This is a genomic window from Pseudomonadota bacterium (assembly GCA_036339585.1).
Classification (GTDB): Bacteria; Pseudomonadota; Alphaproteobacteria; order UBA8366; family UBA8366; genus UBA8366.
Window position 1 is genome coordinate 218,101 of record JAYZAS010000004.1, and the last position, 13,927, is coordinate 232,027.

Annotated in this window: 13 protein-coding genes; 11 read left to right on the forward strand and 2 right to left on the reverse strand. The window is 46.0% G+C overall.

Going from position 1 to position 13,927, the window contains the following annotated elements:
- Positions 1–50 precede the first annotated feature (50 nt).
- Both lptB and rpoN read left to right on the forward strand, forming a co-directional pair.
- Positions 51–839, forward strand: a complete 789-nt coding sequence (gene lptB, locus VX941_03950; GenBank protein ID MEE2932558.1) for an LPS export ABC transporter ATP-binding protein — start codon at positions 51–53, stop codon at positions 837–839.
- 19 nt (positions 840–858) lie between these two features.
- A complete protein-coding gene (gene rpoN, locus VX941_03955) occupies positions 859–2,433 on the forward strand; it encodes an RNA polymerase factor sigma-54 (GenBank protein ID MEE2932559.1) in 1,575 nt (524 codons plus the stop codon).
- Positions 2,434–2,909: 476 nt separating this feature from the next.
- Here rpoN and VX941_03960 read toward each other — a convergent pair whose 3' ends face one another.
- A complete protein-coding gene (locus VX941_03960) occupies positions 2,910–3,464 on the reverse strand; it encodes an MmgE/PrpD family protein (protein MEE2932560.1) in 555 nt (184 codons plus the stop codon).
- Between the two features lie 283 nt (positions 3,465–3,747).
- Here VX941_03960 and VX941_03965 point away from each other — a divergent pair, with 283 nt between their 5' ends.
- From VX941_03965 to cofH, 9 genes are all read left to right on the forward strand, one after another.
- Positions 3,748–5,112 (forward strand): acyclic terpene utilization AtuA family protein, encoded by a 1,365-nt coding sequence (locus VX941_03965; GenBank protein MEE2932561.1) that lies wholly within the window; start codon positions 3,748–3,750, stop codon positions 5,110–5,112.
- 5 nt (positions 5,113–5,117) lie between these two features.
- The gene (locus tag VX941_03970) at positions 5,118–5,429 is read left to right on the forward strand and encodes a DUF4387 domain-containing protein (protein MEE2932562.1); all 312 of its coding nucleotides are present in this window, start codon (positions 5,118–5,120) and stop codon (positions 5,427–5,429) included.
- 23 nt (positions 5,430–5,452) lie between these two features.
- Entirely contained in the window at positions 5,453–6,541 is a 1,089-nt protein-coding gene (locus VX941_03975; protein MEE2932563.1) for a hypothetical protein, read from the forward strand.
- A gap of 65 nt (positions 6,542–6,606) precedes the next feature.
- On the forward strand, positions 6,607–7,398 hold the full coding sequence (gene pcaD, locus VX941_03980; GenBank protein MEE2932564.1) for a 3-oxoadipate enol-lactonase: 792 nt from the start codon (positions 6,607–6,609) through the stop codon (positions 7,396–7,398).
- Positions 7,399–7,415: 17 nt separating this feature from the next.
- A complete protein-coding gene (npdG, locus tag VX941_03985) occupies positions 7,416–8,084 on the forward strand; it encodes an NADPH-dependent F420 reductase (protein ID MEE2932565.1) in 669 nt (222 codons plus the stop codon).
- Positions 8,081–8,839, forward strand: a complete 759-nt coding sequence (gene cofE, locus VX941_03990; GenBank protein ID MEE2932566.1) for a coenzyme F420-0:L-glutamate ligase — start codon at positions 8,081–8,083, stop codon at positions 8,837–8,839. The genes npdG and cofE overlap by 4 nt, the downstream gene beginning before the upstream one ends.
- Positions 8,836–9,783, forward strand: coding sequence for a 2-phospho-L-lactate transferase (gene cofD, locus VX941_03995; protein MEE2932567.1), 948 nt, complete (start codon positions 8,836–8,838; stop codon positions 9,781–9,783). The genes cofE and cofD overlap by 4 nt, the downstream gene beginning before the upstream one ends.
- Before the next feature lie 79 nt (positions 9,784–9,862).
- Entirely contained in the window at positions 9,863–10,540 is a 678-nt protein-coding gene (gene cofC / locus VX941_04000) for a 2-phospho-L-lactate guanylyltransferase (GenBank protein ID MEE2932568.1), read from the forward strand.
- Positions 10,537–12,909, forward strand: a complete 2,373-nt coding sequence (gene cofH, locus VX941_04005; protein ID MEE2932569.1) for a 5-amino-6-(D-ribitylamino)uracil--L-tyrosine 4-hydroxyphenyl transferase CofH — start codon at positions 10,537–10,539, stop codon at positions 12,907–12,909. Before cofC ends, cofH begins: the two co-directional genes overlap by 4 nt.
- A gap of 1 nt (position 12,910) precedes the next feature.
- Here the strand turns inward: cofH and VX941_04010 are convergent, their stop codons facing one another.
- A complete protein-coding gene (locus VX941_04010; protein ID MEE2932570.1) occupies positions 12,911–13,927 on the reverse strand; it encodes an LLM class flavin-dependent oxidoreductase in 1,017 nt (338 codons plus the stop codon).

Here is a 13,927-nt window from a genome sequence, read left to right on the forward strand (position 1 = left end):
TATCAGCTCAAGTGAATCAATCATCCGAACCTCCAATCCATTCGCCCCTGATGACATCGGACCATTCGTCAGATAGGGATCAAAACAATCAGGAGGGGCCAAAACTTATCGCCTCTAATTCAGGATTGGTAGTACGTAATCTAGGAAAGCAATTCAAGAAACGCCCAATACTGAGGGATGTAAGCCTTTATCTCCAACGCGGCGAAGTAATCGGTCTACTGGGTCCGAATGGAGCCGGCAAAACAACTTGCTTTTATATTATTACCGGCCTGATTGCCGCAGATTATGGAGCCGTCTTGATGGACGGACATGATATCACTTCTCTTCCTATGTATAGACGCGCTCGATTGGGCATTGGGTATTTACCTCAAGAACCATCCATATTTCGGGGTCTCAACGTTGAACAAAATATCCGCGGTGTTCTTGAAGTGGTTGAAAGAAATAGAGAACAACGCGAAGCAATGCTCGAATCATTGCTTGCGGAGTTTTCAATAACACATTTGCGCCGTACTCCATCACTTGCTCTATCCGGAGGAGAGCGGCGGCGAGTAGAGATTGCGCGCGCCTTGGCTTCACAGCCAAATTTTATTCTTCTAGACGAACCCCTCGCGGGTATTGACCCCATAGCAGTACGGGATATTAGAGAGCTCGTTATTCATCTAAAAGACCGTGGCATTGGAGTGCTTATTACAGACCATAATGTGCGCGAAACGCTTGAGGTTGTTGACCGTGCATATATTCTCCACGATGGTAGACTGTTGATGGAGGGGCGCCCAGACGAAATTGTCGCAAATAATGAAGTTCGTCGTGTCTATCTTGGAGAACGGTTCAGCCTTTAAGGGCAGAACTACCCATATAATGGTACTCTCACAACGCCTCGATTTACGCCAATCCCAAAACCTCGTTATGACACCACAGCTGCAACAAGCCATTAAGCTTTTGCAATTTTCAAGTAATGAGTTGCGGGAATTCGTCGAAGCCGAGCTGCAACAGAATCCCATGCTCGAACGTGATGAGCAATCTGGTGATGAACCGAGCGTGGCAGAACGCTCGCGCGACAGCACAAGCACTGATGGTCATAACGAACAGCAACCAAATGATGACGGCGCAACCCCCGATACTCTAGAATTTGCTACAGGCGCCGCAACTACCGATGAAGCAGAGAGCCCGCTTGATATAGACCATGACTCCGTTTGGGAAAGCGAAAGCCCGACCGATGCTGGTATGGCACTAAATGATGATGGAGCCAGTGAACAGGGTCTTTCTTTAGATAAACTTAATAATGCCCAAGGTGGACGCAGCGACTTCAGCACACCAATAAATGACATTGAATCTACGCTTAGTGAGGCCAAGTCCTTGCGCGATCATCTGTCAGAACAACTAACCGTGGATATTTTAGATACTAAGGACCGACTGGTAGGCCGTCATTTAATAGAATTACTTGATCAGTCAGGCTGGATCAGCTCTCCATTGCAAGATTTATCAGCTACTTTGGGCTGTTCAACAGAAAGAGTAGAAAGAGTACTTAAAGAATTACAGAGATTTGATCCTCCCGGCATTTTTGCGCGCGATCTGAAAGAATGCTTAGCTCTACAACTTCAAGATCGTAATCGTTATGATCCGGCTATGGAAGCTTTGCTGGATAATCTCGACCTCCTAGCAAAACAGGATAAAGCAGCGCTCATAAAGATATGCGGCGTTGATGAGGAGGATTTGACTGATATGGTCGCTGAAATCCGCGCTTTAGATCCAAAACCAGCCCAAAACTTCGAACGAGAGATCCTCCAAACAGTCATTCCCGATATCCTAATGCGACCCCATCCTGATGGTGATTGGATTGTTGAACTTAATCCCGAAACTCTTCCTCGCGTGCTCATAAACAAAGATTACCATACAAAGGTCGCCGGCGAGGCTCGAAAAAAAGATGAGAAGGAGTACATCGCTGAGCAACTACAATCCGCGAATTGGCTTATGAAATCTCTGCATCAGCGAGCAACCACAATACTCAGGGTCTCACGTGAGATCGTGCGCCAACAACACGGCTTCTTCAGTAAAGGAGTGGAACATCTTCGACCGCTTGTCCTTCGGGATATTGCTGAAGCTATTGAAATGCACGAAAGCACCGTGAGCCGCGTTACTTCAAACAAATACATTCACACACCTCGCGGCACTTTTGAATTGAAATATTTCTTCACTTCAGCAATCAGCGGCGTTGGGGGTTTGTCAGAACACTCTGCTGAGTCTGTGCGCCACCGCATAAAAATGCTGATCGATGGGGAAGACCCCGGATCAATACTGTCAGACGACGGGATCGTCTCTATTCTGCAAACAGAAGGCATAAATATCGCAAGGCGCACGGTTGCAAAATACCGGGAGTCGATGAAAATTTCTTCTTCCGTACGTCGTCGACGAGAAAAGAATAAACGCATATAAGTTTTTAATAAACAGCGCCGAGGCTCGTGAATCAGCAATCGTCTCTAAGAGAATCTGTGGCGCTGACATGGAGCCCTGAAACTGTGCGTATGAGAAATAAAACAATCTAGGCGAAAATTAGTTTTGGCGCCAATTCACATGCTGAGTTTTTATTCAGTCCAAGCACAGAATCGCGAGCTAACTCTGCTCGATCTCGCGGTATCTCCAGAAGAGCATTTTCAAAAATTTTGATGAAATTTCAGCTTCACTTAATGCTCTTTCACCGACACCACGGTTTATACGCTCGTGATGCACGTGCTCAATGCAATCTTTAGTGGTGATAATGATCCCGCCTGAATAATAATCTGGGTACCTCTTTTGCCGATCGATCTCATACTCAATCTTTGATGCTAAGTTTAAGATAGCCTCATCCCTAAGAACATCATCTGCAAATTCTGAGAGCCCAGCCCAGCGAAAAGATATTCATAATCAACATGCTATTCATCATCATGTAAATGATTCTTATAAAGTCCAAATCGACTCTCGTACGGGCAAGTTGGTCCAACAAATCCATTTTTAGCGAGATAAGCAGCGTTGACTCCTGCTGCGCAGCCCCACCTGTGCAATCCTCCCATCGCTGCCATTCTAATGCGAATAATACTCTGCATTGCAGTCACATAGGCAGTCAGCAACTCCCTCCCACCAACATCACAATGCTCACCGAAGCCTAAAACCGTGCTTGGGGAACTAGCCTCGGGATGCACAATGCTTCGTGGGTGTGTGTCATCGTAGTCTAGACCGTGTACCAACGCACCATTTATTATTACCGTATCCCTCAAAGGTAATTTCTCTTGAAACCCTGCAACTGAGGCAGTCCCGGTACCCACTGCATCTAGAAGGCCATTACGTGTCTTTTCTGAAATGGGGTAATGACGGGTAACAAAAGCAATACCAACAGCATCTAATATTAGATACTTTGCACGATCGCGTACTAAAGCTGGTATATCCTCAATGTTCAAAGAATGAGCTAATCTGGCAAGCCTTTGCGCAATCGGCTGTGTAAATTCCGTTTCAGGCTTAAACGATGCTGAATTTTTTCACTTTCCTCTCCAGAAAACCAACGATAACCAGTAACAGCACTAACCCGAATTTGAAACCCATAGAAATAAGGTTCTCATGGTTTTGAAATCAAGCTATCTTGCGAATGTTCTTCTTTTTCAAAACTTGGTTCGCGTCGATATCTGTATGTGACCCTCACTGGTCAAGTTTATGCACTTGATTTACTGTTAAGAGGATTTATGGATCTTCTTTCTAAAGCCCGGAAGGAATTCAAAAATGACTGAATTGCGTATGATGGCAACTACCGGAATGGTTGGTTATGGCTACACTGAAGAAGCCTTCAATAGAGGCGTCGAACAAGGTTTAGATTTCATAGCAGCCGATGGTGGCTCTATGGACCCGGGCCCTCACTACCTAGGTCAGGGAGTCCCTTTTGTCTCACGCCAAGCAATCAAGAGAGATCTCTCCCTGATGCTTGATGCTGCTATCAAACAACAGATCCCAATGCTAATTGGCTCCTGTGGTGGTGGAGGAAGTGATCCACAGCTAAATTTTGTGCGCGATGTCGTCAAAGAAATTGCTGAGGAAAAAAATCTTCATTTCAATATGGCCTTAATTCGAGCCGAGCAATCGGCCGACTACCTCAAACAAAAATGTGCTGCCGGAAAAATTGAATCACTTGGCCCGATCTCTGAATTAACCCCAAACATGATTGACGAAAGTCATAGGGTTGTAGGCATGATGGGTGTCGAACCATTTCAAAAAGCTATTAATGATGGAGCACAAATTATCTTGGCAGGTCGCGCTACGGACGCGTCCATCTATTCCGCAATACCTTTGATGAGGGGTTTCGATCCTGGACTTTGTTGGCATTTATCGAAAATTATTGAGTGCGCAGGACAGGTGACCACCCCGCGGACTGGCCAAGACTGCGTTATAGGCACACTGCATGACGATTATTTCCTTGTTGAGCCCGGTCATCCCGACAAACGCTGCACACGCATGCGTATTGCGGCACATACACTCTATGAAAACCCGAGCCCCTACCATTTAGAAGAGCCTGAAGGCACGCTGGTTACAACGCATTCCAATTACGAGCAGCTTGATGAAAGAATAGTCAAGGTAAGCGACAGCCGTTTTGAAGACGCTAATCGCTATACTGTTAAACTTGAAGGGGTAAAGTTATCGGGCTACCGTACTGTTTTTATCGCAGGAGTGCGGGATCCAATTCTCATTTCTGTAATAGATGAGTTCATTGAAGCCTGCCACGAACGCGTAGCAGTGGAGGCCGCTAATCTCAGTATTAGCCGAGACCAATACCGCCTTAACATTCGCATTTATGGAAAGGATGCCACCATGGGACCGAGGGAGCCCGTCAAGTACACGCAAGCCCACGAAATTGGATTACTTGCAGACGTTCTGGCGGATGACCCTGAGACTAGCAAAGCTATAATGGCAAAAGCCCGTTATGCATTGTTGCATACAGATTTTCCTGGCCGAAAATGCATCTCTGGGAACCTCGCGATCCCATTTTCACCTTCCGATATGCCCGTTGGCCAAACATATGAGTTTAATATCTGGCATAGAATGGAAATCGAAGACCCACTAGAACCTTTCCCAATAGAAATGGTAGAGGTGTAAGTAGTATGACAACTCTTTCAGAATTAACATCTGTCTTGCGATCAAAAAATGCCGGAGCATTGCTCTGCACACTCGATCTTATGTTTGAAGACCAAAGCACTTATGAGAAAGTACGCGATAGTGGTGTACTCACACCCAGCTTAATCGCTGACCTTTATGGTTTGTCAGATAACGAAGTATCAATTATTCCTTACGACGTTGCCTATGCAATCAAGATCACTATACCTAGACTTCATAAGTCTGGTGATCCTGACGATTCTGATATCTATGGTGCGCAGCAACACGCTCCATTACTCGATATTGATATACCTGTCTGACCAAGACACACGGCAAACAAGTTATGGCGACCCAAGTTCTGCCTTTTGAAGACGTTAAGCGTTTCGCAGCGCGCCTCGGTGCCGATATAAATCTAGTGCAAGGCCGTAGTGGCACTCTATCTGTAAAACATAGTGGTTTAATGTGGGTGCGAGCTGAAAAGGCCAGTCTCGCGATTGCTGAACAATCCGAAATATTCATACCATTACGCATCGACAAAGTATTGAGCGGTATTGCTGCTGGACTAGAAGACCCAAATGAACAGGCAACACTAGAGGCAGAGTTGAATCAACAAACAGATAAAATTGTACGCCCACTGCCTTTCGCTGCTCTAGATGCTTTAATTGAGCATCCTTTAGTGTCGCACGTAACACCCCCCGATCTATTGGCTATAACATCCGAAGCAAACGCCCAAGAAACCCTTTCTGAACGCCTCAAGGGATTACGTTGGGCCTTTGCATCTATGGCGCCGCCGGGCGCAAGCCTAAATCGTTCCGTAGCCAGAGCACTGGGGCAAAAATCAGGCACAATAGATATACTTATAATTTCACATTGGGGGGCTGTTGTTGGTGGAGTTGATCCAACTACTGTCTCAGCACATCTGAGTGAACTTACCCAAAGGTTAGTAAGACCTTCACGGCCTGTACCCCAGCCAGCGCTTTATGACCTAAAAGGAATGATCACCAATGACCAATCATGGAGATTGCCCGTATATAAAGAAATACATGCATTGGGCTGTGACTCACTCTCACTTGAGGCATGCATGAAAGGGCTCTTAACGCTTGGGCAGGCCATGACACTAGGACTGAATTTACCTGTGGCAAAGCCTAAAGAGCCTCTTTGGCAGACCGCATTACGCCATGAAAAAGAATTTCATGAGCGACCGGGTTATATTATTATTCCCAACGTAGGCGTCGTCGTTGCTTCAGAGCTGACGCCGCAGACTGAGGCCTTACTGAGTGGATTTGCGCGCATGACACTGAGACTGCAAACTACGACCGACCTTCTGACATTTACAGTGGACGATATTAAACAGTATTTAGAGTGGCAAAAAAATCGCTGGCTGGAAGAAAGTAATTCTGCTGAATTTTCTGGAGTAAGTACAAAGGTTTAAATTCCCGCATTAGAAACAATTAGTAAACTTACATTTGACTCACGGCATCAACGAAAGAGGTTCTAATGAGTAAAAAAATTAAAGCCAATGGCATCGACATAAATTATGTATTCGACGGCCCTCAAGATGCGCCTGTTCTAATGCTCAGTAATTCACTCGCCTCTAATCTTCATATGTGGGATGCCCAAGTTGAGGCTCTTACCTCCAAATTCAGAATATTGCGTGCTGATACTCGCGGCCATGGCAAGACAGAAGTCACTAGCCCTCCTTACACGATTCAGTTGCTGCTTGATGACGCCATCGCACTACTAGACGCACTCCAAATCCAAAAGGTGCATTTCTGTGGGCTCTCGCTCGGTGGAATGATTGGACAACGATTTGGGGCGTTTCATGGAGATAGATTACATAGTTTAACACTTTGCGATACTACCTCACAAATGCGCGATCCTTCAATTTGGGATGAACGTATGAAATTGGCAAAAGAGCGTGGCATGACTGGTATTCAATCAGCAACCATGACCCGTTGGTTCACCCAAAATTTTTTATCGGCCGGGGGGAGCGTAATTAAGGGGATTGAGGAGATGATCGAAGCGACCCCATTAGTCGGATTTCTCGGCTGCTGTGAAGCCATCAAAGAGATGAACCAAGAAGATATTTTGAATAAAATTCAATCACCAACACTAGTTATTGTGGGAGAAGATGACCAAAGCACCCCATTGGCAGCCGCACAATTCCTCAAAGAAAATATTGAAGGCGCGGAGCTTGTTGTGATTAAGTCGGCGGCCCATCTGGCAAACGTAGAGCAACATGAGGCATTTAATGTTGCACTTGGTGCACATATTGAACAAATAAACTAGCATTGCGGGAGTAAAAAGTGACTTGTAAAAAACTGTCCATAGCCATTGTAGGTGGCACCGGTGATCTCGGCTCAGGTCTCGCACTTAGGTGGGCCAAAGCGGGATACCCCATTATAATTGGATCCCGATCCAAAACAGCAGCCGAGGAAGCCGCAAAAAAACTTGCCGCGATATCTGGGGGGCAAGTTACCGGAGACGAAAATAGCTTGGCTGCCGCATGCGCTGACTTAGTTGTACTCACCGTTCCGTTTTCAAACCATGAGCCTATGCTGAATATTATAAAAGACGGAGTGCAGGGAAAAATATTGATCGACGTGACTGTACCCCTGGCGCCGCCTAAGGTTATGAGGGTGAAATTACCCGTCGGCGGGTCCGCCGCAAAAGAAACACAAGAATTTTTAGGTGATGATGTTCGGGTTGTTTCTGCCTTTCAGAATATCGCTGCAGATTTATTGCACGATTTAACAGCAACAATTGAATGCGAAGTGCTCGTTTGCGGAAATAATAAAGATGCACGGGCCGAAGTTATTGAGCTCGCCAAATCCGCAGGAATGGCCGCTTGGCACGCCGGGCCTATTGATAATTCAGCCGCTGCAGAAGCTTTGACGTCCCTATTAATTTTCATCAATAAGAATGGACCCGTCACTCACGCAGGCATACGTGTGACTGGTGACCCGAAATCGTGACACCAAGAAAGATCGAGGTTATCGCTCTTGATGACTTCCCCTTTATTTCGCCCGGTGACGACCTTGCCAGCATAATATTAGAGAGATCGCATGCAGCAGGACTTCACAATGGTGATATTCTCGTTATTGCTCAAAAAATTGTTTCCAAAGCTGAGAACCGTTACAGAAATCTGAACGAAATCAATCCGTCAACAGAGGCAATTAGGCTTGCCGCTAAGACCGAAAAGAACCCGTCCTTAGTCGAATTGATTTTGCAGGAGTCTGCAGAGATTGTCCGCCACCGCCCGGGCATTATAATTGCGAGACACCGATTAGGCTATGTGCTTGCAAATGCAGGGATCGATGCCTCGAATGTTGGTCTCACGAGAGAACATGTCCTCTTGTTACCGGAGGACCCCAACAAAACTTGCCAACAATTACTTCAAGCGTTTTCTGATGCTTGCGACGCCAGTTTGGGGGTTATAATTAACGACAGCGTTGGACGCGCCTGGAGACGAGGAACCACCTCGATTGCACTCGGCTCAGCGGGGTTTCCTGCGTTACTTGACCTTCGAGAGGACCCGGATCTTGATCAAAGACCTCTAAAAGTGAGTATGGTGGGTCTCGCAGATGAATTAGCGTCTGCCGCCTCATTAGTTCAAGGACAAGGGAATGAAGGTAGGCCAGTTGTTATTATAAAAGGTTTTGATCCATTCAATTATGAGGTGCCCGAAACAGAATTAACCAGGCCTGAGAATGAGGATTTATTCAGATGACCCGATGCATCGCCTTTACCGGGGGGGTTGGGGGAGCAAAACTTGTGCTAGGTCTCACCCAAATCCTTCCTCCAGAAGAACTTTTAATTGCAGTTAATACAGGTGATGATTTTGAACACCTTGGTCTAACCATATGCCCTGATATAGATACTGTACTTTATACTCTGGCGGGCATTTCCAATCCGGACACAGGTTGGGGACGTAAGCAAGAAAGCTGGAAAACAATGAAAACTCTCGAAAGCTTGGGTGGCGAGACTTGGTTTAAACTTGGAGATCAAGACCTAGCGCTTCATCTAGCCCGAAGACATAAAATGATACTTGGTGCCACTCTTACCGAAATCACAGCTTATCTCGCTAACAAGCTTAACGTTCGTCATTCGATAGTTCCGATGAGTGACTACCCGGTACGCACGATGATTTTAACAGAAAAAGGAGAGATGCCATTCCAAGAATATTTTGTGAAAAATCGATGCTTACCTGCTATAAGCGGCTTTCGATTTGCTGGAATTAGGAAAGCAATTCCTTCATCAAAACTTCTAAGAGCATTTGAGGATCCTGCGTTAGAATTGGTAATCTTTTGTCCGTCAAATCCATTTATAAGTATTGACCCTATCCTTGAATTACCCGGCCTAAAAAAAGCAATAGAGAGCTCCCGAGCCTCCGTCTTAGCAGTGTCTCCCATCGTAGGAGGCAAGGCACTAAAGGGGCCTACAGCCAAGATGTTAAAAGAACTTCGCCTCAAATCAGATGCATCTTCCATAGCGCAACATTACGGTGAAATACTTGATGGCTTTGTGATCGATACGAAAGATCGCCGCTTAGAGAAGCAAATAAGTGAAAAAGGGCACAAAGTCTTAGTTACCCAAACCATCATGAAATCGCTTGATGATAAAGTGAGCTTGGCTAATGATATTTTGGATTTCGCGGCAGAAATTTCTTTGTGAACGGTGACTGTGACAACGTCAAATGCTCTGCTATAACTATTACATTACTTAAAACCTTCCGCTGAATGAGGAGAGTTCAATGTGGGCCGTCCTGCCCGCGAAAGACTTTCGCAATGCCAAAAAAAGATTGTCCCCTGCTTTGAGCCCGCAGGAACGTCAATCTCTTTTCGCCGTCATGCTAGAGGATGTTCTGGAAGCCGCTGTCAATGCACCCTCCCTTGATGGTGTAATGGTAGTAACTCGAGACCCCCAAGCTGCAAGCCTAGCGCGCAAATATAACGTAGAAGTTAACAATGAACCAACTAATGACGGGCAAAGTGCAGCGGTAGCACGTGCTGTTTACCAATTAAATCAAACAAGAAGAAATGGTATCCTTACACTGCCCGGCGACACCCCAAATCTACGGTCGAGCGAGATCGAGGCTATAATCTCTAAGCACCCACCAGCCCCGGCTATGAGTATTGTTCCATCCCATGACAAACTTGGTTCAAATTGTATTGCCTTAACCCCACCAAACCTAATACCCTTTCATTTTGGATATGACAGCTTTCAACCCCATCTCAATGAAGCAAAAAAACGTCACATTGACCCAGTAGTCCACTTCGATCTTCCGGGCATAAGGCTCGATATAGACACACCAGAAGATTTAGTGCGGTTTTTAAAAGGGGACGGGGAAACACGGACACATAAATACCTTAGGGCAAGCGGAATTGCCAAAAATTTTCTCTCAAAACAGAATATGCCAGGCACTGCATGATGAAATTGCAAGATCTCCTAACAAAAAGTTTAGACGAACTAATGGCGTCCGCAAGCGCCAAACGTGATGAACAGTATGGGAATATAATTAGCTTTTCACGCAAAGTTTTCATTCCCCTCACAACCCTATGCCGTGACGTTTGTCATTATTGTACTTTCGCAAAATCCCCTCAGAAAGGATGCCGAGCCTATTTAGATTCTGACGAGGTTTTGGCTATTGCCCAAGCTGGAAAAGACTCTGGCTGTAAAGAAGCCTTATTTACGCTCGGTGACAAGCCAGAGGCCCGCTACCGTATTGCACGAGAAGAGCTAGCTCTGCTCGGTCATGAGACTACATTGTCATATCTATCGGAAATGGCGGCACTTGTATTTGAAAAGACCGGCCTACTCCCACACCTCAATCCAGGAGTCATGTCCAAAAAAGAGGTTTCTGAATTACGAGATGTTTCGGTATCGCAAGGTATAATGCTTGAAAGCACGTCTAAACGCCTTTGTGAAAAGGGCGGGCCTCACTATGGCTCACCCGATAAAGACCCTTCAGCTCGATTGATGACGATTGAAGTGGCCGGCGCGCTATCCGTTCCCTTTACCTCTGGTCTTCTTATCGGGATAGGGGAAACTAAAGCGGAGCGTATAGAAACACTAGTTGCACTTCGTGATGCGCACACAAAGCATCGGCATATTCAAGAAGTAATTATTCAAAACTTCTGCGCGAAGCCCAATACCAAGATGGCGCAGGTTCAAAACCCTAAACTAGAAGAGTTACTTTGGACCATCGCAGTTGCTCGCTTAATTTTACCTTCCTCAATCAACATACAGGTCCCACCGAATTTAAATGACGGAGCACTTTCTCAGCTGATCGCAGCTGGTATAAATGATTGGGGAGGTGTTTCACCTGTAACGCCAGACCACGTCAACCCAGAGGCTCCTTGGCCACACCTAGATAAATTAGAAAGTGAAACTGCTCGTGCCGGAAAGCAATTGACTGAACGACTTGCAATATATCCCAAGTATGCACAAAATATTGATGCTTGGGCGGTCCCCACCATCGCGTCTGCAGTAAAACAAAAGAGTGATAGTGAGGGGTATGCACGGTGTGAAGATTGGACCCCAGGCTCCGACACTCCTGTACCTATTTTGAATAAGACAGGGCCTTGCAACCATACACTAATTCAAATTTTAGACAAAGCTCAAGCTGGGTATCGCCTTTGCGAGCCAGAGATAGTGCATCTATTCTCGGCGCGTGGCGGCAATTTTAGGAAAGTTTGCGAGATTGCAGATGGTATTCGACGTGAGGTAGTCGGTAACGATATTACTTATGTAGTTAATCGCAACATAAACTATACAAATGTATGCTCCTATCGTTGCCAATTCTGCGCGTTCTCCAAAGGTAAACTCAGCGATAATCTCCGCGGTCGGCCGTATGTTCTTGATCTTGACGAAGTAGCTCGGAGGGCAAGCGAAGCGTGGGAACGAGGCGCGACAGAGATTTGTATGCAGGGTGGTATTCATCCACAATATACCGGCGACACATATATAGAGCTTGTCAAGACTGTTCGTACAGCAGCGCCAGGCCTTCACATTCATGCTTTCACTCCACTTGAGATAAGGCAGGGCGCCAGAACACTCGGTCTTTCCATACGTAATTTTCTCATCAAACTACAGGCAGCGGGACTTGGGACCTTGCCGGGAACCGCAGCAGAAATACTCGATGATGAGGTGCGTGCAGTTATTTGTCCAGATAAGCTATCCTCCGCCGAGTGGCTTGATGTAATGAAAATAGCTCATGAGCTTGGGTTAAAGACCACCGCCACAATCATGTTCGGACATGTTGACAAGCCACTTCATTGGGCACGCCACCTGAAAAAGATCCGCGACCTTCAAGAATTAACCCACGGATTTACGGAGTTAGTCCCTCTTCCTTTTGTGCCTATGGAAGCGCCGATCTATTTAAAAGGCCGGGCCCGATTCGGCCCCACCTATCGTGAATCGATTCTAATGCACGCCGTGTCACGAATTGTCTTGCACCCGGTCATTTCCAACATTCAAGCCTCTTGGGTAAAGATGGGAATTGAGGGGTTGAAACATTGTTTAGAAGCTGGCGCTAACGATGCCGGCGGCACGCTTATGAACGAAACTATCACACGAGCTGCTGGCGCACAGCATGGACAGGAAATGTCAGTATCTCAAATGGTACAGATTATCAAAAGGTTGGGGCGGAGTGCTAGACAACGAACAACGCTTTATGAAACAGCTGATGCTAAAAGAGTTGCTGCAGCAAAATATGCTAAACCGTTAACGACGGCAATCAACACGCCAGCCGCAAACTATTCCCGTCGAAGTTCAACTGCATTAACCGCGGCTGAATGACTTACGCACTAGCCACCTTTGGCATAACCTGCTCTGCAAAAAGATGCATTGAGTCTAACATCTGACTTTGAGGCATGCCCACACCTTGCATCCCCAGAACCATATGAGTTACGCCAAGCCGCTTCTCATAACTAATGATTTGTTCTGCAACTTCATCTGGTGAACCAAATAAAAAACGGTCTTTGGTTAATTCATCAAAATCGAGATCTAAATTATCATCTCCCTTTGGCATTGCTTTATCTTGCCCCCATTGGTGATATACTTTGTACTTTTCTTCGAGGTATGGGCGCGCAATTTCCTTTGCTTTGTCGCGGGTCTCAGCAACAAAAATTTCACGCATCATCGGAAGCTCGTCAGGAAAGGGTTTCCCGAATTCATCCAATGCTCTCTTGTATATCTCGAGCTGCCTTTCAATTGTATCCATTCGTTGATGAGGGTTAATGAACCAAGTATCAACAATCTCCGCAGCACGTCTTACCGCAGCGTCTGCATTGGCCCCCATCCACAAAGGAGGGTGGGGTTTTTGCATTGGTTTCAGAGACAACGTAGTGTCAGAAAGTTCAAAGTGAGAGCCCTTCATATTGACATGATCTTCAGTCCACAATTTTTTAATCGCCTCTAAATTTTCAATTAGGCGCGGAACACGTTCCTTAGTTGTTGTTCCAAAACCACGAAATTCAACCTCGCGGTAGCCGAGACCACAGCCAAAAACTATCCTGCCGCCTGACATTACATCCATTGATGAGAGTTGCTCTGCTATATCCAATGGTTTGTGCAAAGATAGAAGTATAATACCCGTAATTAAACGCATACGTGTTGTCTCGGCCATGGCGCGTGACAAGAAGGGTATTAACTGAAACTGTTGCAAAGGATACCCAGCATAATGCATGCCTGATATTAAATCATCAAATCCAAGCTGTTCTGCTATCCGAACCTGTTCCATAAGTTCCTCGAACCGGGCCTTCATATTTGTCTCATTCGCACGGTACTGACCGCGTATAAATAGGCCGTACTTCAT

Excerpts from the sequence above, each read along its gene's own strand:
- lptB (MEE2932558.1), top strand. The coding sequence starts at position 51 with ATGACATCGGACCATTCGTCAGATAGGGATCAAAACAATCAGGAGGGG.
- rpoN (MEE2932559.1), top strand. The coding sequence starts at position 859 with ATGGTACTCTCACAACGCCTCGATTTACGCCAATCCCAAAACCTCGTT.
- VX941_03965 (MEE2932561.1), top strand. The coding sequence starts at position 3,748 with ATGACTGAATTGCGTATGATGGCAACTACCGGAATGGTTGGTTATGGC.
- VX941_03970 (MEE2932562.1), top strand. The coding sequence starts at position 5,118 with ATGACAACTCTTTCAGAATTAACATCTGTCTTGCGATCAAAAAATGCC.
- VX941_03975 (MEE2932563.1), top strand. The coding sequence starts at position 5,453 with ATGGCGACCCAAGTTCTGCCTTTTGAAGACGTTAAGCGTTTCGCAGCG.
- pcaD (MEE2932564.1), top strand. The coding sequence starts at position 6,607 with ATGAGTAAAAAAATTAAAGCCAATGGCATCGACATAAATTATGTATTC.
- cofD (MEE2932567.1), top strand. The coding sequence starts at position 8,836 with ATGACCCGATGCATCGCCTTTACCGGGGGGGTTGGGGGAGCAAAACTT.
- cofC (MEE2932568.1), top strand. The coding sequence starts at position 9,863 with ATGTGGGCCGTCCTGCCCGCGAAAGACTTTCGCAATGCCAAAAAAAGA.
- cofH (MEE2932569.1), top strand. The coding sequence starts at position 10,537 with ATGATGAAATTGCAAGATCTCCTAACAAAAAGTTTAGACGAACTAATG.
- VX941_04010 (MEE2932570.1), bottom strand. The coding sequence starts at position 13,927 with ATGAAGTACGGCCTATTTATACGCGGTCAGTACCGTGCGAATGAGACA.